This is a genomic window from Luteibacter sp., assembly GCF_035539195.1.
Taxonomy (GTDB): domain Bacteria; phylum Pseudomonadota; class Gammaproteobacteria; order Xanthomonadales; family Rhodanobacteraceae; genus Luteibacter.
On the sequence record NZ_DATLIW010000034.1, the window covers coordinates 52,650 to 73,464 of the forward strand.

Sequence of the window (20,815 nt, forward strand, 5' to 3'; positions counted from 1 at the left end):
GCCACGTGGGCTTTATCTTGGTGCGATCTGCCGTCGAGGTCACCCTGGCTTCGGCGGTATACGATCGCCCGATGAACGACAAGGTTGCTGCCCCGTGGCTCAAAAAATGAAGATCGATTTCGTCTCCGACATCGCCTGCCCCTGGTGTGTCATCGGCCTGGGTGGCCTGGATATCGCGCTCGATCGCCTGCGCGACGTGATCGAACCGGAGATCGTCTTCCATCCGTTCGAGCTCAATCCGAACATGCCGCCCGGTGGCGAGAACACCGTCGAACATATCGTTGCGAAGTACCGCATTCCCGCCGACGAGGCGCGGGTCAATCGCGAGCGCATCAAGGCGCGTGCGGCCGAGGTGGGTTTCACGATGAACACGTCCGACGCGACCCGCATCTACAACACCTTCGACGCCCACCGCCTGCTGGCCTGGGCGGCGTCGAAGGGCAAGCAACACGAACTGAAGCGCCAGTTGTTCGTGGTCAACTTCACCGAGCAGACCGATCCGGGCAACCACGACGCGCTCGTCGAGGCTGCCGGCAAGGTCGGCCTCGATCCCGCCGAAGCGCGTGAGGTGCTCGAATCCGATCGCTATGCCGACGACGTGCGTCGCGACGAGGCGCTGTGGCAGAGCCGGGGCATTACCGGGGTTCCCGCCGTTATCGTCAACGACCGTTACCTGATTTCAGGAGGCCAGCCGCCCGACGAGTTCGAACGTCAGTTGCGCAAGATTGCCGCCGAGAATGCGGCCTGATTCAGGCGCCGGGCGAGGCCGGCTCACTCGCCCCAGACGCGAAGCAGGGTCGCGCCGTGGCGGGGCAGGCTGGTTTGGAACGGCTGTTTCGTGTCGATCTCCGCGTGACGCCAGAGATCGCGCGCGCCGGCTGTCCTGGCGAAGCGGGGCCCTAGCTTCTCCCACGGCAGTCGGACCGATGCCTGCTCGCCGCGGTTGAAGAAGCCGACGACGATCGAGCCGTCGGCCATATCGCGTACGAGCACCTCGACGTCGCCCTGACGCTCGAGACGTCGGGCCGGATGCCCCGCCGGGTCCTGGTCGACCGCGATCACCTCGCGATTGAGCAGGATGTCCCGCGTCGCGGCATCCATCGTGCGCAGGTCGTTGCCGGCCAGCAGCGGTGCCGGCAGGAGCGACCACAGGCTCATCTGTGTGCGGTATTCATCCACGCTCATGCCGCCGTTACCGATCTCCAGCATGTCCGGGTCGGACCAATGCCCGGGGCCCGACCAGGCACCCAGATCGAGTTGCCGGAGTCCGCGCTGCAGCATCGAATCCCAGTTGTCGCCGATGTCCGGCGTGGTGCGCCACAGGTTGGCACCGGTCTGCGGACCCCAGCGCCAGATGTCGAAATCCCCCGATTGCGAGAGGCTGTATACGATCGGCCGGCCCGCTTGGCGCAAGGCCTGGCCCATCTTGCGGAACAGCATTTCCTGGTTCCGCTGGGTGACCGGATAAAGGTCGCGGGCGCCGCAATAGTCGTACTTGAGGTAGTCCACGCCCCAGGCGGCGAAGCGATGCGCGTCCTGGTCTTCGTGGCCATGGCTGCCGGCAAAACCCGCGCAGGTCTTGGCCCCGGGTGAGGAGTACAGGCCGAGCTTCAGGCCGCGCGCGTGAACATAGTCGGCCAGGGCTTTCATGTCGCCGAACTTGTCGTTGGGTTCGATATCGCCGGCCGCGTTCCGCTCGCCTTCCCAGGTGTCGTCGATGTTGACGTAGATGTAGCCGGCGTCTCGCATGCCGTTGGCCGCCATCGTATCGGCCATGTCGCGGACATCGGCGGCGGTGATCCGTCCGGCGAAATGATTCCAGCTGTTCCAGCCCATCGGCGGCTTGGCAGCCAGGCCATTGGAGGCTACCGGAGCCACCGCCGCCGGCGACGGCGGTGCGCTGGCGGTAGCGCCGGCGGCAGGTACGGCGAGCGTCAGCAGCACGCCGGCGAGAACACGACGAGAAGCGGGGAATGGCACGGCGTCAGCCCATGGCGCGAAACGATCGATGGTAGCCGGGTTCGCTGCGTTCCTGCGCGTCTCTGGCGCGCGCTTCGGCGCAGGCCTAGGATAGGCGTCCGCCTTGTCGATCGAACGGGAGTCGTCATGCCAGCATCCGAGTCCACGCCCGAACGGCTGGTCATCCGTAGCGCGGTCGCTGGCGACCGTCCTGCATGGAGCGCGTTGTGGGACGGTTACAACGCGTTCTACGGCCGCGAGGGGGCCACCGCCTTGCCGGCGGAAATCACGGACAGGACCTGGTCACGTTTCTTCGACGGCTACGAGCCGATGTATGCGATCGTCGCCGAACGAGCCGGCGAACTGGTCGGATTTGCGCACTTCCTGCTGCATCGGAGCACCACGCAGATCAAGCCGAACTGCTATCTGCAGGACGTCTTCACGGCGCAGCCGGCCAGGGGCAAGGGCGTCGCCCGGGCACTGATCGAAGATGTCTATGCACGCGCCACCGGGCTCGGCGCCGCGCGGGTCTACTGGCAGACGCACGAAACCAATACCACCGCCAGGTATCTCTACGACAGGATCGCGGAGAACTCCGGCTTCCTGGTTTACCGCAAATTGTTGTCTTGATACGTCAGACCAACCCCAGTCCTTTAGCGCAGGCATTCGTGGAGGTTCACATGAAGCGGGTCACAGGCATCGGTGGCATTTTCTTCCAGGCGCGGGATCCCGTTGCGCTGATCGCCTGGTACCAGGAGCACCTCGGTATCGACGTGCAACCCTGGGGCGCGGCGTTCGATTGGGTGGACGACGCGGGCAATCCGACGAAAGGCACGACGGCATGGTCGATCGGCGCCGCAGGCAGCGAACAGTTCGCGCCGAGCAAGTCGACCTTCATGATCAACTACCGTGTGGACGATCTGGACGCCTTGCTTCAGGCACTGCGCGATGAAGGCTGCGACGTGCTCGAGAAGGCGGACGATTCGGAGTACGGCAAGTTCGGCTGGGTGATGGACCCGGAAGGCAACAAGGTCGAGTTGTGGGAACCGCCCGAAGGGCAGTGATCTCGAGACAAACCTCCCATGCCGGGAGGTCTTGGCCGGGGGTTCAACCCGGCGTCCGGCGGCTGTCCTTCAGGGCCTTTCGGTGATTCACCCAGAACCCGGCAACCAGGGCCAACACCATGATGGCCTGGGCGGCGACGCTCTGGACCGTCGGGAACACGCCGATCAGTTCGACGCGCGGCAAACCGGCAAGCGGCCGGATACCGACCACGCCGGCCTCCTGCAGGGCAGCGATACCCTTGCCCGCAAGCACCACGGTGAGGATCGCCATCAGCCACGAGCTGTAGTTGAAGAACTTCCCGATCGGCAGCATGCGGCTATAGCGCAGCAACGCCCAGGCGACGATCGCCAGCGCCACGCAGGCGGTGCCGGCACCCGCCAGGAGGGCCGCGCCGCTGCCTGGCGTCCAAAGGGCGGCGTAGAACAGGATCGTCTCGAACACCTCGCGATAGACCACGACGAATGCCAGCGCGAAGAGGAACCACGCCGAACGACCCGACAGCGCCGTGGCCATGCGTTCCTTGATATAGCGCTGCCATTGTCCGGCCTGCGACTTCCCGTGCATCCAGATACCGACGGACAGCAGCACCACGGCGGCGAATACCGAGCCGAAGCCTTCGGTCAGTTCACGACTTGCGCCACTGATGCCGATAAGCCACGTGGCGGCGACCCAGGTGAGGAAGCCGGCGGCAAGGGCGCCCGTCCAGCCGGCATGGACGTACGGCATCACTTCCATGCGTTCGGCCTTGCGCAGGAAGGCGATCATCGCGACCACGATGAGCAACGCTTCGAGGCCTTCGCGAAGAAGGATGGTCGCCGCGCCGATGAAGGTGGAAAGCTTGCTGCCGGCATGCGGCGACAGCGCGGCTTCGGCGTCGTCGAGCAGGCTGTTCAACACCTGCTCGCGGTTGGCGACATCGTCGGCGCTCGCACCGTGCTCGATCGCCGCCCGGTACTCGCCCATCGAGCCTTCGATATGCGCGAGCAGCGTGCTGTCGCGCGTGCCGAGCAGCGGCTCGATCGGTTCGAAGCCATCCAGGTAAGCGGAGAGCGCCAACGTGCTCGCGCCCGGCCGGTCGCCGGCGCGGTAAGCCACCAGGCTCTGTTTGAGTTTCTCCCGCACCACCGACAACGATGACGCCGATGCCTTTGGCGCGACGACCTCCGGATGGCGGCGCAGGTAACCCATGATCTCGTCGGCTTGCTGCTGACCGATCCGCTTGCCAAGCGCCGAAGGCGTCGTGGTGACGAGCGCGGCGAGGTCCGGCACCGCGGCGTGGAGGGTCGCGTCCCGCTGCCAGCGCGCCTCGCCCGCGGCCGCGACCTGGTCGGGCACGGCGAAGTGGCTGACATAGAGGGCCAACGCCCAGCGGTCATCGTCGGAAAGGCTGGCGAAGCTCGGCATGGGCGTGCCGTCCACGCCCTGCGTCACGATCTGATACAGGGAGAAAACGCTGCGTTCGCGCGCGCGTTCCTGGCTGGTGAAAGCGATCGGTGGCGTGGCCAGGGCCTTTGCGGCGGGGCCATCGCCATCGCCGGTGGCGCCGTGGCAGGCCACGCAGTTCTGGGCAAAGAGTTTCGCGCCATGCGCGGCGTCCGGAACACGCGCCGGCGCAAGCGGAACCGGGTAGGCGGCCAGCAGGGCGGCAGCGAGGCGATGCGACGCCTCGGCGACGTCCTTCGGTTCGGCCTTGGCCGCGATGGCCTTTTGCAGCGCGTCCGCCTGGGCGATCAGCGCGGCCTTTTCAGCCTTGTCCGGCAACGCGGCGATACGGCTCGCGACGGTGGCCGCAAATTCTTGCTGTTCGGCGTACTCGGCGGGGCTAGACACGGCGCCGTGATCGACCGCGCCCGCGTAGTCGACGGCAATGTAGTCGAGCAGTCGCCAGGCGGTCTGGGCGCCAGCGGCATAGGGCTCGGCGGCGAGGCATGCCGTCGAAAGCAGAAGAAACAGGGTGAATCCGGCAAGCCACCGGGCAACGCGGGGGACCATGGTGCGGGCCAGTCGTATTGAGAATCGTTATCATACAGGAACGGATGACTGGCCCGAACACTCACTCGCGCAACGACGGCATGTCAGCGGTGAGGACAGCGAGCGCCGCCGAGGCGACGCGTGCGGCCCGGGTGTCCGCGCGGCTGGTCAGAGCGATCGGCAGCGAGGCGCCGAGCACGATGCCTGCGGCGATCCCGCGGGACATCAGGGTCAAGGTCTTGACCAGGATGTTCCCGGATTCGAGATCCGGAACGATGAGTATGTTGGCGCGTCCGCCTACGCGGTGGTCGAGGTGCTTGGCCTGGACCGAGGCAGGGCTGATCGCGTTGTCGAGTGCGAGCGGTCCGTCCACCTCGGCGCCGACGATCTGCCCACGGCGACCCATGACGCTCAATGCGGCGGCATGCACGGTCGCCGGCATGGAGGCGTGCACGGTTTCCACGGCCGCGAGCACAGCGACGCGTCGCTGCTCGATGCCGATGGCACGTGCGAGGTCGATCGCGTTCTGGCAGATCTCGCGCTTCTCCTCGAGCCCCGGCTGGATATGGATCGCACCGTCGCTGACGATAAGCGGATGCGAGTAAGCAGGGGTGTCGATGGCAAACGCGTGCGATATCCGTCTGTCCCGACGAAACCCGAGCTCCCGGTCGAGTACGCCGTGAAGAAAGTCGTCGGTATGCACATCGCCCTTCATCAAGGCGCCTATCTCGCCTCGCCGGGCGGCGGCTGCCGCCGCCACGATGGCTGCCCTGGCGTCGGGAACGTCGCGGATGACGACGCTGGAGAGATCCAATCCGAGCGTTTCCGCCAGCAGCGCGATCCGCCGGACGGGTCCGAAGAGCCAGGGCTCGATCAGACCGGCGGCGCGCGCCGCAAGGGCGCCTTCGAGCGACAGCGCGTCGCACGGATGAATGATCGCCATGGGCAGCCGCGGCATGCCCTTGCAGCGGTTGAGCAGGAAGTCGAAGCGCGGATGATCGTCGCTACGCGCGACATCGGCTGGGCTGATCACGGTGTCATGTTCCCACGTGGTGGCTTGAACGCCACTTGTAGGCTCGGCGAGACGCTGTCGTCTTGTCTCAGGTCAAGGCACCTCGCTTTTCAGACGGTAAACAGGCCTTTCCGCGAACGCGGAAAGGCCTGCATGGCTCAGGCCGGCACGCAGCGCCAGGTGGCTTTGCCGTTGATCACACCGACGAACTGAGCCACCTGCCCGTCCGGGCAGACCGGTGCGTTATTCAGGCCGTGGTTCGGATCGGTGCGGTTGCTCATGCCGGTGGCATTCGCGGATACCGCCGCCGCGATCAATACCAAACCAACGAATACGATCTTCATATCGACGTTCTCCTTGTGGTGGAAATCCACATGACTCACCGTGGATGGGAATCCCCGCATGATGGGATAGGGAGGCGCTCCGGGTGCGCCTCTTGCCGTAATTGCTCACTGTTGGACGATATTCGCCGTGACGTGATACACGCGCCCGCCCCAACCATCGTTGGGGAACGCATCCGACACTTTCAGGTAAACGGGCTTGGCCCCGTCGATGCCGGCGCCCAGGTAGGGTGTCAGGTCGATCGTGCGATCGGCCTTGTTCGAACCGTCGGTCACCGGCTGGGTCTCCTGCAGCACCGTCGTCCAGTGTTCGTTGTCGGAGCTCGCCTGCACCAGGAACTCGGCGTCGATGGTCAGGGTGACATGTGCCGAGGTGGTATCGGCAGGGAAGGGAAGCCGATACGTGAAATGCGCATTGCCATCGGCGAAGCGGTTCTGCACGCCGTTACTCTGCGAGCCGTCGGCATCGAACAGCCACGGGTTTTCGTCGACGGTGCCGGTGTCGAAATCGATCGTGTGCGCAACGAGGACATCGGCCTGGGTCGTGAAGCGCAGACCGGCCGCCGCCAGATGGGCCGTGACCATGTGATGCCCGTCGGTCGCCGCGCTCGGAACGCTCACCGTCAGGGCGATACTGTCGCTGACGGGAAGCGCATTGCCATGCGGCTGCAGACGCAGCAGCGACGCGCGTGGCGATGCGTCCCAGCCGGACGGAGCCTCCACCGACGCGAGTGCCAGTAGCGGGAGATACCCCGTCGCCGAGGCGCCGAGTTCGATCGGTATGGTGGTGACGCCCGACGCCGAAGGCATGATGACCGGTTGAGCCGGGGACAGGGTCGCGGCCAGCGAGGCGAAGGGGGTGAACGTGGGTGCCTGGCCGATGAGCGCACTCAGCGCGCTTGCCTGCGTGCGCCAGTCGAACACGTTGGGATGCGCCTCGTCGGTCGCCCCGGACCAGCGGGTGCCAAGGCGGCCCGCCGCGTCACGGTCGTCGTCCCAGATGCTTGCGGCTTGGCGGTCGAGAAAGGCGGCATAGCGACGGTCGTGGGTGGTGTCGACGAGGTCGGTCCAGTAGCGCATGAAGATGCCCTTGAACTGCTTGCCGTTGTCGTCGCACGTCTGCTCGGCGGCATCGCAGGACTCGGTCAATACGCCGTCGGTCACCAGCGCGTTCGGACCGATCGCGGCATCGGCCAGACGCTGTACGGCGGTGAGAATCCGGGGATCGCGTGTTGCGCGCCACAGTTCCAGGCCGGCGCCGATCGCCAGGCCCTGGTTGTAGCTCCATACGTTCTGCCCGTTGTTCGTGCACGCCTGGGTCAGGCCGTCGTTGACCAGGCCGTTGGCATTGATCATCCCGCTGCCCTGGAACCACGCCCAGGCTGTCGTCGACCGGCCCAGCCATAGCGTGTCGCCAGGAATTCGGTTGTGCAGTTCGGCGGTGAGCCGGATCCACAGACCATTGGTAATGGCGTTCTTGTACGTGCGCTCGCCATCCCACCAGACGCCGCCGCCACAGGTGCCGGTGTCCCAGTAGCCATTGACGTAGTTGGCGATGGTCACCGCCATGTTCAGGTATTTCGGATCGCGGGTCAGGTCGTATGCCTGCAACCAGGTGAGACCCCACCACTCGGAATCGTCGATCGCCCGGCTGGTGAAGTTACCCAGCAACGGGTCGCCGGACAGTACCCCGGCGGGAAACGCGCCCTTGTCTTTCTCGAAAGTGTTGTCGAGCTGAGCGAGATAGCGGCGGTCGCCGGTCCGCTGCATGTAGTCGCCCGCGGTCTGCAGGGCCACCGCCGAGTTCCACCAACTGGATGGGAACCATGCCTTGCCCGGCTCATAGGAACTCATCAATACATCCGCGGCGACCCGGGCCCGGGCCATGGCGGTGGGACCATCCGTGTGCCGACCCGCCTCCCGGGCCTGTTCCGCGGCGGTCGACGGGAAGGTGACGGACAGGGCCGTCATGCCGGCTACGGCCAGCAGTGTACGAACGCGTATGCGCAGTGCGCCAAGCTTCATGATCGGAAGCGCTCCTCTGTGATGCCCACGAAGACAACGACCGGACCGTGGGCCGCGATCCGGCCTGGAGGCTTCTACGCAGGCGCCATTTAGACGTCTAAATTGAGGAAACGGCTTGCGCGAATCCGCCGAGTGTCGCAGAGCTTGTCACCGGATAGTGAGAACCAGGTCAACACAAATACCGCTCGTTGCGATGCTGCGCCGCAGCTTGCGAACGTCTTGTCATTAAATACTACAATTGAGTCGCACGGGATATTCGAGCGACCGGTGATTACGGGACAGGGCAGGGCAACCTGTGCTTTGGGGGACCGTGCGTCTTATGGATTTTCGACAGGCGCCCTTCGCAGGCGCCTCCTTCGTCTGCAAGGGAGAGTCGCACCATGTACTTACGTCATCCATACCGGATTCGCGCGGCGATCGCCTGCGGATTGCTGTCGCTCTCTTCGGCCGCGTCGGCCCAGGTCAACGGGGTGGGCCAGAAACCGTATCTGGGCTGGAGCAGCTTCAGCCAGCAGACCCTCGACGCGTCGTTCCTTACCCAGGACAACATGGTCAGGCAGTCGGATGCACTGGCGGCGTCGGGCTTGCAGCCGCATGGCTACACCTATATCAATCTCGACTCGGGCTGGCAGGGAGGCTTCGACGTCAATGGCCGACCGACGCCCGACCCCAAGACGTTTCCCGACTTCAAGGCGATGGTCGACCACATCCACGCCAACGGCCAGAAGGCGGGCATCTACTGGATTCCCGGCGTCGAAGAGCCCGCCGTGCAAGCCAATGCCCCCATCCTCGGCACGCCGTATCACATCGCCGACATCCTCGCGGTGCCTTTCCGTGCCGGCAACGCGTTCGGTGGACCGGGCACCTCGCCGTATCACTACAAGATCGACTTCGCGAAGCCGGGTGCGCAGGAATATATCGACTCGGTGGTGGCCTTGTTCGCTTCGTGGGGCGTGGACTTCATCAAGCTCGACGGCGTGACGCCCGGCTCGTACAGCGACGACCTGAGCATCGACAACCGTGATGATGTCGTGGCGTGGTCGAAAGCGATCGCCAGGAGCGGGCGACCGATCTGGCTGACGGTATCCTGGGCGGTCGACAAGGATTACCAGGACGTCTGGACGACGTACGCCAATGGGCGCCGCATCGACGATGACGTGGAATGCGAAAGCCGCTGCGCCACCCTGACCAACTGGCCGCGCATCGAGAAACGCTTTCGCGACCTGCCGTCCTGGCAGGACACGTCGGGGCCGACCACAGGCTGGAACGACCTCGACTCGCTGGACATCGGCGATGGCGACCTCGATGGCCTAAGCATCGACGAGAAACGTTCGGCTATGACGATCTGGGCGATGGCGAATGCGCCGCTTTACCTCGGCGGCGACCTCACTCGCCTGGACGAGGCCGGCAAACGCCTCGCCGGCAACGACGAAGTGATCGCCGTGGACCAGTCCGGCAAGCGCACGCGGCAGGTGCTCGCGGGCGACATCAACGTATGGGTGACCGATCTTGGAGAGGGCCGATACTACGTCGCACTGTTCAACATGAATGCCACGACGGCGGTCGCCGACTTGCCCTGGCATGTGGTCGGCCTGACCGGTGCCCGCCGCGTGCGCGACCTGTGGAACCATCGGGAACTGGGTCCGACGTTCGGCGACCACCAGGTCGTGCTGCCCGCCCATGGCACCCAGTTGTTACTAGTCGAGGCGCCGCCGGGTCATGTCGCAGCCGACACGTCGACCAGCTACGAGGCCGAGCGGGGCGTGCTCAGTGGCAATGCCGCGCCGTATGCGTGCCCGGGCTGTTCGAACGGTGGCAAGGTCGGTGGGCTGGGCCTCGGCGCCAACAATACGGTGAGCATCGACGGGGTCTACGCGCCGCGCAGTGGCACCTACCTCATGCAGATCGACTCGCTCACGCTCGGCCTGCGCTCTTATCTGTATCAGGTCAACGACGGTCCGTCGCATACCTTCAATTCAGGCGGAAGCAGCTTCCAGTTGCCCTCGAGCAGCATCGTTCCGGTTTGCCTGCAGAAAGGCCTCAACCACATACGCTTTGGCAATACCGTCAGCTATCCGCCGGACCTGGACCGTATTGTGATCAGCGGTCGCGGCGACGCGCCCTTGCCCGCCAGTACGACGTACGAGGCCGAGGCGGCGGTGCTTGGCGGCACGGTCACCGCCGGTTTCAGCAACTATTTCTCCGGCCTGGCCAAGGCGGGGAACATCGGTGGCGGCAGCGCAAACAGCGTCACGTTTTCCGCTGTGACGGCGCCATACGCCGGTGTGTACCAGCTCGAGATCGACTACGCCACGAAGGGCCCGCGCTCGCTCTTTCTCGCCGTCAATGGTGCCGCTACGCAGGAACTGAAGCTCGACGGCAGCAGCTTCGACGATCCTGTGGCGAAGGTGCTCGACGTGCCGCTTCACGCCGGTCGGAACACCCTCCAACTGGGCAACCCGGGCGGCTACGCACCCGACCTGGATCGCATTGTGGTGACGCCACGGGTGTTGCCCGCCTTGCTTGGCGTTTCTACGCAGGCGTGCAAAAGGCCATGATCGGTATGCGAAATAGGAATTCGATGGATCAAACTATTGATCGATATCGAGATGGATGTGTGCATCGGATTCCATAGTCAGATGCCGCCAGCCACGTAAGTCGGTGACAATGCGACTACCGTGTAGCCAGTCACGTAGTTTATTCACAAGGAGCTGTGATGAAACGCAAGGTAAGTAGACTCTTGTTGTGGGTGCTTGGTGGTCTTTTCTCGATTTCTTCTCATGCCAGCGTGGTTGCCGACGTTCAAGACAAGACGCCCGAGTGCCTGAAGAAGGTGGATTGGGAGAAGGATGCATTTCGGATTGCCAACATTCCGAAGGAGATTCACATAAATGCAACGGCATTCGACGCGCTGGTCGCTTGTGCTTATGCGCCCATCAATTTCCGCGAGGGGTCTGTCGCTGGAGCGACCGTTGTGCTGTCGGACGGAATAGGGTTCGCGCCCTCGATTCCGGACCTGAAGGCGAAGTACCCGTCGCTTGCCAAGCTAATCGACGAGGCCGGTGGCGCGAAGGACGATGAAGGCACCGATGGATACTCCCCGTCGGACGGCGATGATCGTTCCGATGAGGCGGGTTTTCGAGGGTCTACGTCACAATCTTCGTCTTCGGCAGATTCGATAAGTAAGTATGACTTGTTGATAGGGAACAATAGTGAGCAGCAACCCACCGCTTTCTACCACGCTCGCTACTTTGTAGGGGTCGCACTGCAAAAGCCGGTCGCGAAGATCGTTCGCGGCGACGTCTCCTATGTAAGGTCGCCGGAATATCCCGGGTTTTGCGACAGTCTTAAGGGGAACGCCGAACGCTACGAATGGTGCACTGGTACCCGCAAACCAGGTTCGCAGAGTGAACAGCTTCGCGCATGCAAGGACCAGTATTGTGACGAGCGTTTGTGATAACGAGCACTTTTGACTGCCTCGGTCCACGACGGTTGCGTTCCGTCGAATCGTCGTGCGCACGCCGCGTGGCCGTTCCCATCTGGTATGGAACGACAAGCGCATGCGACGAAGGAGTTCTTTAGATGAGCCCGCGTTTCGCTTCGTCCATCGCGTCTTTCGGCGCTGTATTGTCGGGCTTGTGTGTCACCGGCATCGCGTTGGCATCGTCGCCTGTCGCCACCGTGGCTGGGATGCCGCCGGTGATCGACGCTGCGAATCTCTACGGTGAAGCTGGCGTCAATCGTCTGAGTCCTGCAGTAGCGGGCACACTGCCCCGGATCTATGTGCCGAACCGGCGCTCCAATGATGTCTATGTCATCGATCCGGCTTCCTTCAAGGTCGTCGACACATTCAAGGCTGGGCCCAGTCCCCAGCACATTGTTCCGGCATGGGATCTGCAGACACTGTGGGTGACCAACAATGCCGAAGGAGAGCCCGACGGAAGCTTGACGCCGATCGATCCGAAATCGGGAAAGCGAGGCAGGAACATCGCGGTCGACGATCCGTACAACATGTACTTCACGCCGGACGGCAAGGAGGCGATCGTAGTGGCCGAGAACCACGCGCGATTGGACTTTCGCGACGCTCACACGATGGCTCTGACATCGAGCCTCTCCGTCGCCGGATGCAAAGGTATCAATCACGCCGATTTCTCGATCGATGGTACCTACGCGCTTTTCACCTGCGAGTTTGCTGGGATGCTGGCCAAGATCGACATGGTCGATCGGAGGGTGGTTGGCTATCTGTTGTTGGAAAGGAAGGGTATGCCACAGGACATCCGAGTGTCGCCGGATGGCAAGGTGTTCTTCGTGGCCGACATGATGGCTGATGGTGTCTATCTGGTAGATGGCGTCAGCCTTGCCACGATCGGCTTTATCAAGACCGGTACGGGCACGCACGGCCTGTATCCAAGCCGGGACGGCACCAGGCTATACGTCGCCAATCGTGGCTCGCATCGTATCCATGGTCCTCGCCACGGCAGGGGGAGCGTGTCGGTGATCGATTTCTCTACCCGGAAGGTCGTAGCCACTTGGCCCATTCCGGGCGGTGGTAGCCCGGACATGGGAAATGTCAGTGCCGATGGCAAGATACTGTGGCTATCGGGACGATTCGATGATGTCGTCTACGCCATCGAGACCGCGACCGGGTCGGTCAGATCCATTCCAGTTGGCCGGGAGCCACATGGACTTACCGTCTGGCCGCTGCCGGGACGCTATTCGCTTGGTCACACTGGGAATATGCGTTGATTGAAAAAAACTATCGGATCATACCTGCGACACGCTTCTCCGAAGCAAGCAGTCGCGGCCTTGCGGGACGTTCGGCGAGCCTGTTCCGAATTTGTGCCTCGATCACGCCCGGCACGTCGGCGCAGGTGCCACGCATCTCCATCCATGCCGCGGTTCCGCGCCATACCAGCGCCTCCCACTCGATGTGGCCCCCGACCCGTTCGACCGTTACCATCGCCACGATATCCAGACCCGCCTCGGAGCCGACGTGCAGCGACAGGCTCGATCGATGATCGCGGGAGAAGCGCCGGGCGGGGGTCAATCCGAACGAAGTGTGTGCGGCGAAGCCATCGACTTGCATGTGTGAGCCTCCGATGTGAGTGGTATGGGCCGGTGCGGTCACGACACATTCCGCGCGTGGTATGCCAGGTCCGGCAGGACCTTCTTGAGTGCACCGTCGACCAGCGAAGGAAAGACGCCGTTGAGCCGCGCGAACAGGCTTTCCGGAAAGCCCAGATACGCTTCGCTGCGTTCCTTCTCGATCGCGCGCACGATGCGTGCCGCCACCCAGGCAGGTTCGTCCATGTGCATCAGCTTGCGCTCGGCCATGAGGTGCACGGCGGGAGGGTTGAACGCCGTGCGCACGGCCCTGGGCGCGACGTAAGTCACGCCGACACCCGTCCCGTACAATTCGCGCCGCAGCGCCTGCGAAAAGCCGCGCAAGGCGAACTTGCTCGCCGAGTACGCGGCGAACCCCGGGTAACCGATGCTGCCGAAGGTGGAACCGACATTGACGATCCGCCCCGATCCCCGGCCGAGCATGGCGGGGAGGACCTCGCGCGCCATTTGCATGGGCGCCTCGACATTGATCTGCATCGTCCGGGTGATGGCGCCGGCGTCCGCCTGGTCGAAGAAACGGAAATCGAGGACGCCGGCCAGATTGATCAGGATATCGACGCCACCGAAAGCCTGCGCCATCCGCGTCACCGCGGCGCGACGCGCCTGGGCATCGGTCAGGTCGGCCTGGAGCACGATCGCGTCCATGCGTTGCGTGGCGATGAGGTGCTCCAGGCTGGCGACGGAGGCATCCGTACGACCGAGCAGTCCGAGCCGCGCGCCCTTGGCGGCGAGCGCTTCGGCCAACTCGCGCCCAATACCGCCTGCCGCTCCGGTGAGGAGAATGCGTTGTTCACGTAGGTCCATGCTCATGGCGACTCCGAAGTGACAGCATCGATCTCACGGAAAATGTCTCCGTAGAGGCCGTAGAAGCGGTTGGCGGCGTGGATCAGTACCCGGCGGTCTTCGTCGCTGTCCAGCCGGTCGACGAGCTGCTCGTAGAAACCGACATGGTCCACGTCGAGGGCGCCGTGCGATGCCAGGTAGCGGAACGCGGTCTTCGGCAAGCCGAGCGCGGTCTGCAGGGCACCGGCCGCGCGGGTGGCAAGGGCCACGCTGACGCCTTCGAGCACGAACACCATGCCGAGGAACGACACCGGATTGCCCCGGGCGATGCCATCGTGGGCGTAGGCGATCATCAGTTCCGTCGAGCGCATGGGCGGCGCGAGACGGATACGCTCGGGGTCGGCGCCGCAGGCGAGCAGATCGTCGAGGATCCACTGGTCATGGCCGATTTCCTCCTCGATGTACTCCGCGACGGCGGGCAACATCCAACGCAGGCGTTCGGGCAGGTGGTAGCCCATGCCCATCATGAGCGGAACGGTCTGCCGCACGTGCTGGTAGGCCTGGCTGAGAAAGACGATGTATTCGCGAGGCGTCACCTCGCCACGGAGGGCACGCTCGATGATGGGGATCGACAGGAACGCCTGGCGACTCGTCTCTGTTTCGCGAACGAGACGATCATGGGTGGACATGGAGGTCTTCTCTCTCGTAAAGGGATTCGATAGCGGCGGCATGACGCGCTGCGATGGCTGCCCGGTTCGGCGTGCCACCGGGACGGGCCAGGCCGTTGGCGGCGCCGAACGGCATGTCGGCCGGGCACCAGGCATGCACGCGTGCGTAGTCGGGCAATCGCGCGTTGGTCGCGTCGATGGCGGCGTCGATCTGGTCGGGCGAGGCGCCAGGCATAGGTACGACCACCGCGACGTTGAAGGGACGCCCCTCGCCGAACACGGCAGCCTGCTGGATAGCCCGTGTGGCGACGAGTTCGCTCTCGACCCACTCGGGCGATACGTTGCGACCGAACGCCGTGGCGAACGCGGTCTTCTTCCGGCCGGTGACGTACAGGAAACCGTCCGCGTCGAGCCAACCCGTATCGCCGGTATGCCACGCCTCCGGCTGCGGGTCGTACAGGCCGAGGTAGCCGCCGAACAGCGCACCCGAGACGATGATTTCACCGTCGTCGGCAATACGGACGCGCGCGTGTGGCAAGGGCATGCCGACGCTTCCGGCGCGTTCGCAGCCCGGGCGGTTCATGCTGACGACCGATGTGGCCTCGGACAGGCCGTAGCCCTCGTAGACCGGGATGCCGAAGGACCTCGCACGGCCGATCAAGGGGGCCGAACACGGTGCGCCGCCCACGGCAACGAAACGCAGGGTGGAAGGCAGGGGAGCACCGGCCTGCGCGCATTCGACAACGAGCTTTAGCAGCTGCGGCACGAGGATCGTCGCGCTGGGCGAAAATCGATGAAACGCCCCAATGAACGTCATCGGATCCACCGCGCTGGAGCCGGTGAAGCCGCACTGCGCCAGCGCGGGAAGCATCGCCGTCGCGCCGCGGATGATCGGTACATAGAGGCCGCCGATGTTCGCCAGCAGGGTCGACAGTGGAAGAACCGTGAGACTGCGATCGTCCACGCTTGCCGCCACGGCATCTGCCAGTGCATCGGCAACCTCGTCGATAGCGGCACGCGTGATGCAAACGCCCTTGGGCTGTTGGGTGGTGCCCGATGTATAGGTGATCTTGCCGGTGTCCGAGGGGAGGGTGCGGCGACTTCCCGGCTGCAGGGTGTACAGATGGATGTCGTCGTTGCCGATCGCGATCGTCTCGTGATGCAAGACGCGCGACAGGCCGACACCGCGCTCGGGACGGTCGGTGATCAGCAGGTCGGGCGCCGCGTCGTTCAGCAGATGCTCGATCTGCTCATCGCTGAAGAAGGCCGGTACCGGTATCGAGACCGCACCGGATGCGGCGATCGTCAGATCGACAACCGCCCATGACATGCCGTTGTCCATCATCACGGCGACGCGCTCGGCGGCGATGCGCCTGCCGACCTCGGCGATCGCGCGTGCAAGCTCGCGATAGGTCATCGAGCCGGCAGCGTCCTCGAGCGCGACCGCCTGCGGCCGCGTCAGGGCATGATGCCCAAGGCGCTTCAGGATGCTCCGCATCACGCACCTCCACAGGGCAGGGCGTGCGGCATTTTCCAGTCCGGCGAGGCACTCTCCCGGCTGTCACGGAAGAGCGCGTGCAGTCTTGGCTGCGCGGCGCCCACATGCCGGTACAGCTTCCGTTGGCCCGAATCGATGTTGCCGACGCAGACGACCGGCTTGGTGTGGTAGTAGTCGCCCCAATGCCTTCCACCATCGGTGAGGCGCGAAGCGCGCGCGCTGGTAAGAACGATCGGACGCAAGCCCAGCCGCTGGAACGTGTTGAAGAGGACACGCGTCGCCGTAAATAGAACCCAGCGATAGCCGCGTGCGTGCAGATGCTGCGTGGCTGCCGAGATCGCCCAGCGTGTATCGCCCGGCTTCTCCAACGCGAGGTGTCCCACCTCGACCAGCTGGTCGCGTTCGATCTGGACGCCCAAGCGGTCGGCGATCATGTGCTGGGCCGGGCTGGATAGGTACTGCTCCGAGAACAGGGTGCCCTCGAGGCCACCACGAAAGCCGACCACCGCCCGGTACTGCGCGTGGTCGCGGAAAGTCAGCAGGGTGGGATGGAATGCCTTTACGTCGGCGCCGTAGCGTCGCTCGAAGATCCGATGGACGAAGGCCTCGGCTTGCGCGCGATCGGGGTGCCGTCCATCGACGACATCGACGCATACCGGACTGCGAAGTTCGGCGAGCAAGGGTGCCACCGCATCGAGTACACAAGGATCGGGCGGGAGCGGCAGCGCGGGGAGGGACATGGGGCATCGCTCGCGGGGGGGAGGGTGACCCTTACAATGCGATATCCGTGCCAATGATCTATGTGATTGAATATATTGTAATTAACTCTGTTTTTACCGAGAGACCGCACCCCTCGCTCGTTGCAGTGCGCATGAATTGTCTGCAAGAAATGTCGGATCGCTCAGGGAGCGGTGGCGCGATCCGCACACAGCCCCGTTTCACTCATGGTTGCCGGCAGCGGCAGCAACATGACGACGCGGACGCTCGCGTCGGCGTGGCACGAAGCGACATAGCCGACGGCGCCGGGCGTCGCCGCCACGAAGCGGACCACCGCCTCGTCCGAGGCCAGCACGTACGGCGGACTGACGCCCTGGAAGTACTGTTTGTCCCAGTAATCCTGCATCGGCTGTTCCGACATGTGCAGGATGGTCCGGGTGAAGGCGTCACGCAGGGGAGAATGGGCGGGAAGGTTCACCGGCGTGAGCTTGACGCCGTCGTTGTCGACGAAGATCCGCTTGAGATAGATGTTGCGCAGGATGTCCCGGTCGAACGAAAGACGGGGCTCCGCCGGTGCCGTGATCACGGCGACCTGCACCTGTGCCGCCAACGCGGACTGGGCCACGAAAAGCAGCCCGTAGAGCAGAAGCCTTGCGGCATGGCGTCGCGTTGGCATAGGTCAGAACAGCACCGAGACGGACGCCAGCCAGCCGGCGGGGACGATGTCACCGCCGCGGCCATTGCGATGCTCCAGCTTGAGGACCAGGCCGGAGATGGGACGGTAATTGATGGCCTCGGTTCGCACGACCGTCGTCGTTTCCGGCTCCGACGTGTGATACCGCTCGATGCGGCCGATCAGGTAAAGGTGCGAAACGATGGGAATACCCGCCTCGACGAAGCCACCGCGTTCGCTGGAAAGCGGGGACGCGCCGGTTCGATAGATCGCTTCGCCGGTGAGTTCAACGTACCGGGTGGTCCAGGTGAAATCGATCCCCGTGAGCTGGTAGTCGTGCTTAGGCTGTTCGAGCTGATAGGCGACGTACGAGGCACCCACGGCGAGACTGTCGCCCGCCAGGTGGTACAGGACGCGGCCGCCGAACGCGTGAAGAAAGTTGTTTCGCGGGCTCCGGTCACCGGTGTAGTCGGTGAATGCATCGTCGGCGTCCTGGCCGATACCCAGGTTCTTGCTGTCGTCGGCAAAGACCCAATAGTCGAGGTCCCGTCCCTTCACGGCGATCGTACCGAACGCCATCGCACCGGTGGCATGGCGGGCGAACGCCGTCGAGGTGGAAAGAGGCCGCGATACGGTCCAGGTCAGTGGATCGGCATGCACGAGGTTCCACTCGCCGATGGGCGTGAGGAACTTGCCAAAACGCAATGTCATTCCGGGCGTGGCATGGAAATCGGCGTAGAGCCGTTCCACGTCGACCTCCGCCGAGCCGCCGCCGTTCTGCGCGCCGGTGACATTCACGGTGCGCGACGTCGCCAGCTCGGTGAACAACTGCCAGCGGCTGCCCAGGTCCTTGGTGACGAACAGGCTCACATCGCGCAGGCTCGAATCCGCGCGCGAGCCGCGCAGATCGAAGAAGTGGACGTCGGCATAGCCTCCGATCCGCAGGCCCTGGTCGGGAAAGTAGAGCCCCTGGCCGAGCGAGTAGGGGGCCGGCTTCCAGCTGTCGCCCTGCGTGGCGTCGCCTGCGCGGGCGGGCGAGGCGGTGCAAAGGGCCGACACCAGAGCGATCACGCCAAGGCTCAGGGGACAACGCGAATGCCGGCTCATGGCGATACCTTCAGGGGTGAAACGTGGACGGAAGGAGGATGGCATAAGCTACGCCCGATTCTGCGACACTGGCGCAGGCATTCTCAAAGCTGACCCGCCTTGACGACACGATCGGCACTTTTCAGGCTCCTTTTCTGGACCATGCTCGGCACCATGACCGTGGTCGGCGCGCTGTCGTTTTTCCAGTTCCGCAGCGCCCTGCAGTCCGAAATCGCCGGAAACCTGCGCTTCGGCGCAACCGCGATGATGCAGCGCATCGATACTCTCCTGTTCGCCCACATCGAGAACATGCGTGTCTGGCGCGGCCTCGAGGTCATGCAGGATATCCGAGTGAAGGATGTGGACAAGAGGTTGTCCAACTTCCTCTCCAATCTGCGGGCCGGTCAGGACAAGGTATACGACGTGCTGCTGTGCACCGACGCGCATGGGCAGGTCGTTGCCTCCAGCAACGCGTCTTTTATCGGCGGCAATGCGCCGCACCTGTCGGGATGGACGACGGTTCCGGGAGCAGGGCTCGAGACGATCTCGGTCACGCTGGCGTCCGGAGCGGCCGGCACGACTGCCATCGTCTTGCGCAGTGCGATTCCGAATGCCTTCGGCGACGGCACGATCGGCTATCTCTACGCCTTCCTCGACTGGCGAACGGTGCAGGATCTGCTCGACGACGCAGTGAGCCACGGCTCCCGAGGGCTTCTTCTGGTCGACCACGGTGGTCGCGTTCTCGGGGCATCCGCCGTCCTGCGCGCGCAGCCGGGGCTTGGGCGCCTCCGTCTGGATCGATGGAAGCTCCCGTCGGCCGGAGCGGCGTCTTACACCCATGAAGGCGACGGTCTCGACTACGGCGAGCTGCTTGTCGGCGTGGCGACGTCCGGCGGTTCGCCGCCTTTCGAAGGGCTGGGCTGGCACACCCTCATGATCGAACCGACCACGGTGTCGTTCGGTCCTATCTGGGCCCTCCTGTGGGCCATGGTAGGCGTGTTGCTGGTGACGCTGCTGACCGGGCTATGGATATCGTCCCGCCTTGCCGATCGCATCGTGTCGCCGATCGTGGCCCTGACGGAGTTCACTCGCGGCTTTCGTCAGGGGCATGCCTCGCTGCCGACGATACCCTCCGGCGCCACTGTGGAAGTCGACGAACTGCACGCGGCTTATACCGAAATGATCCAGGCGCTCGAACACTCCCGCGAGCAGGTCGTCCGCGCCGGCAAGCTGGCCGTGGTCGGCGAGATGGCCGCGATCATGGCGCATGAGGTGCGAACGCCCATGGGCATCCTGCGCAGTTCGGCTCAGCTTCTGCAAAGGGAGCCCGACCTCGACGACAGGCAGCGCGAGCTGATCGGCTTCATCTTCAGCGAGACCGAACGGTTGAACCGGCTGGTGACCCTCCTGCTGGAATGTGCCCGCCCGAATCCGCCGGAGTTCATGCCGCACGACCTCCTCGCAATCGTCGACAGCGTTCTCGCCCTGCTCGAATCCCGCGTCGAGCGCTCCGGCGTCACGCTGTCGAGGCAGTCCGATGGTGGCGGCGTGGTACTCAACTGCGATCGCGAGCAAATGATGCAGGTATTCCTGAACCTCATTCTCAATGCGTTGTCCTTCGTCGGCGACGGAGGTCGTGTACGGGTAAGCACGCATCGTGACGAGGATGCGCTGTGGATCAGCGTCGCCGACGACGGTCCAGGCGTACCCGTGGAGTTGCGCCAGCGAATTTTCGATCCCTTCTTCAGCCGCAGGGAAGGGGGGATCGGGCTGGGCCTGACCATCGTTCAACAGATCGTGCAGGCGCATGGCGGCGTCTTGTCGGTCAGCGAAAGTGCCTGGGGTGGGGCCTCGTTCAACATCCGTTTCGACCATGAAGAGCTTGCGAAATGA

At 64.2% G+C, this 20,815-nt stretch carries 19 protein-coding genes; 7 read left to right on the plus strand and 12 right to left on the minus strand.

Annotated elements, in window-relative coordinates:
- Positions 1–106: 106 nt before the first annotated feature.
- The gene (locus VM621_RS13140; RefSeq protein ID WP_325469419.1) at positions 107–748 is read left to right on the plus strand and encodes a DsbA family oxidoreductase; all 642 of its coding nucleotides are present in this window, start codon (positions 107–109) and stop codon (positions 746–748) included.
- A 23-nt stretch (positions 749–771) separates the two neighbouring features.
- Here the strand turns inward: VM621_RS13140 and VM621_RS13145 are convergent, their stop codons facing one another.
- Positions 772–1,980, minus strand: coding sequence for a glycoside hydrolase family 27 protein (locus VM621_RS13145; RefSeq protein ID WP_325469420.1), 1,209 nt, complete (start codon positions 1,978–1,980; stop codon positions 772–774).
- Positions 1,981–2,106: 126 nt separating this feature from the next.
- On the opposite strand from VM621_RS13145, the gene VM621_RS13150 reads away from it, so the two are divergent.
- Complete coding sequence (locus tag VM621_RS13150; protein WP_325469421.1) at positions 2,107–2,589, plus strand: GNAT family N-acetyltransferase; 483 nt, start codon at positions 2,107–2,109, stop codon at positions 2,587–2,589.
- A 50-nt stretch (positions 2,590–2,639) separates the two neighbouring features.
- Positions 2,640–3,023: a VOC family protein gene (locus tag VM621_RS13155; RefSeq protein WP_325469422.1), complete on the plus strand. Its 384-nt coding sequence runs from the start codon at positions 2,640–2,642 to the stop codon at positions 3,021–3,023.
- Positions 3,024–3,066: 43 nt separating this feature from the next.
- On the opposite strand, the gene VM621_RS13160 is transcribed toward VM621_RS13155, so the two are convergent.
- The 4 genes from VM621_RS13160 to VM621_RS13175 all read right to left on the minus strand — a co-directional run bounded on the left by VM621_RS13160 (position 3,067) and on the right by VM621_RS13175 (position 8,373).
- Positions 3,067–5,016 (minus strand): cytochrome c/FTR1 family iron permease, encoded by a 1,950-nt coding sequence (locus VM621_RS13160; RefSeq protein ID WP_325469423.1) that lies wholly within the window; start codon positions 5,014–5,016, stop codon positions 3,067–3,069.
- 61 nt (positions 5,017–5,077) lie between these two features.
- Positions 5,078–6,028: a bifunctional enoyl-CoA hydratase/phosphate acetyltransferase gene (locus tag VM621_RS13165; protein ID WP_325469424.1), complete on the minus strand. Its 951-nt coding sequence runs from the start codon at positions 6,026–6,028 to the stop codon at positions 5,078–5,080.
- A 137-nt stretch (positions 6,029–6,165) separates the two neighbouring features.
- Positions 6,166–6,351 (minus strand): hypothetical protein, encoded by a 186-nt coding sequence (locus tag VM621_RS13170; protein WP_325469425.1) that lies wholly within the window; start codon positions 6,349–6,351, stop codon positions 6,166–6,168.
- A gap of 105 nt (positions 6,352–6,456) precedes the next feature.
- A complete protein-coding gene (locus tag VM621_RS13175) occupies positions 6,457–8,373 on the minus strand; it encodes a glycoside hydrolase family 76 protein (protein ID WP_325469426.1) in 1,917 nt (638 codons plus the stop codon).
- A gap of 380 nt (positions 8,374–8,753) precedes the next feature.
- Between VM621_RS13175 and VM621_RS13180 the strand changes: the two genes are divergently transcribed.
- The 3 genes from VM621_RS13180 to VM621_RS13190 all read left to right on the plus strand — a co-directional run bounded on the left by VM621_RS13180 (position 8,754) and on the right by VM621_RS13190 (position 13,119).
- Positions 8,754–10,931, plus strand: coding sequence for an alpha-galactosidase D (locus tag VM621_RS13180; RefSeq protein ID WP_325469427.1), 2,178 nt, complete (start codon positions 8,754–8,756; stop codon positions 10,929–10,931).
- Positions 10,932–11,089: 158 nt separating this feature from the next.
- A complete protein-coding gene (locus VM621_RS13185) occupies positions 11,090–11,830 on the plus strand; it encodes a hypothetical protein (protein WP_325469428.1) in 741 nt (246 codons plus the stop codon).
- Positions 11,831–11,955: 125 nt separating this feature from the next.
- The gene (locus tag VM621_RS13190) at positions 11,956–13,119 is read left to right on the plus strand and encodes a YncE family protein (RefSeq protein WP_325469429.1); all 1,164 of its coding nucleotides are present in this window, start codon (positions 11,956–11,958) and stop codon (positions 13,117–13,119) included.
- Positions 13,120–13,129: 10 nt separating this feature from the next.
- Here the strand turns inward: VM621_RS13190 and VM621_RS13195 are convergent, their stop codons facing one another.
- The 7 genes from VM621_RS13195 to VM621_RS13225 form a co-directional block, all read right to left on the minus strand.
- Positions 13,130–13,459 carry a hypothetical protein gene (locus VM621_RS13195; protein WP_325469430.1) on the minus strand — a complete coding sequence of 110 codons (330 nt, stop codon included), beginning with the start codon at positions 13,457–13,459 and terminating at the stop codon, positions 13,130–13,132.
- 38 nt (positions 13,460–13,497) lie between these two features.
- Positions 13,498–14,307 (minus strand): SDR family oxidoreductase, encoded by an 810-nt coding sequence (locus VM621_RS13200; RefSeq protein ID WP_325469431.1) that lies wholly within the window; start codon positions 14,305–14,307, stop codon positions 13,498–13,500.
- A complete protein-coding gene (locus VM621_RS13205) occupies positions 14,304–14,969 on the minus strand; it encodes an iron-containing redox enzyme family protein (RefSeq protein ID WP_325469432.1) in 666 nt (221 codons plus the stop codon). The genes VM621_RS13200 and VM621_RS13205 overlap by 4 nt, the downstream gene beginning before the upstream one ends.
- Positions 14,956–16,446, minus strand: coding sequence for an AMP-binding protein (locus tag VM621_RS13210; protein ID WP_325469433.1), 1,491 nt, complete (start codon positions 16,444–16,446; stop codon positions 14,956–14,958). The genes VM621_RS13205 and VM621_RS13210 overlap by 14 nt, the downstream gene beginning before the upstream one ends.
- Positions 16,446–17,186: a thermostable hemolysin gene (locus tag VM621_RS13215; RefSeq protein WP_325469434.1), complete on the minus strand. Its 741-nt coding sequence runs from the start codon at positions 17,184–17,186 to the stop codon at positions 16,446–16,448. The genes VM621_RS13210 and VM621_RS13215 overlap by 1 nt, the downstream gene beginning before the upstream one ends.
- Positions 17,187–17,347: 161 nt before the next feature.
- Positions 17,348–17,839 carry a hypothetical protein gene (locus VM621_RS13220; protein ID WP_325469435.1) on the minus strand — a complete coding sequence of 164 codons (492 nt, stop codon included), beginning with the start codon at positions 17,837–17,839 and terminating at the stop codon, positions 17,348–17,350.
- 3 nt (positions 17,840–17,842) lie between these two features.
- A complete protein-coding gene (locus VM621_RS13225) occupies positions 17,843–18,943 on the minus strand; it encodes a porin (RefSeq protein WP_325469436.1) in 1,101 nt (366 codons plus the stop codon).
- Positions 18,944–19,084: 141 nt separating this feature from the next.
- On the opposite strand from VM621_RS13225, the gene VM621_RS13230 reads away from it, so the two are divergent.
- Positions 19,085–20,815, plus strand: a complete 1,731-nt coding sequence (locus VM621_RS13230) for a sensor histidine kinase (RefSeq protein WP_325469437.1) — start codon at positions 19,085–19,087, stop codon at positions 20,813–20,815.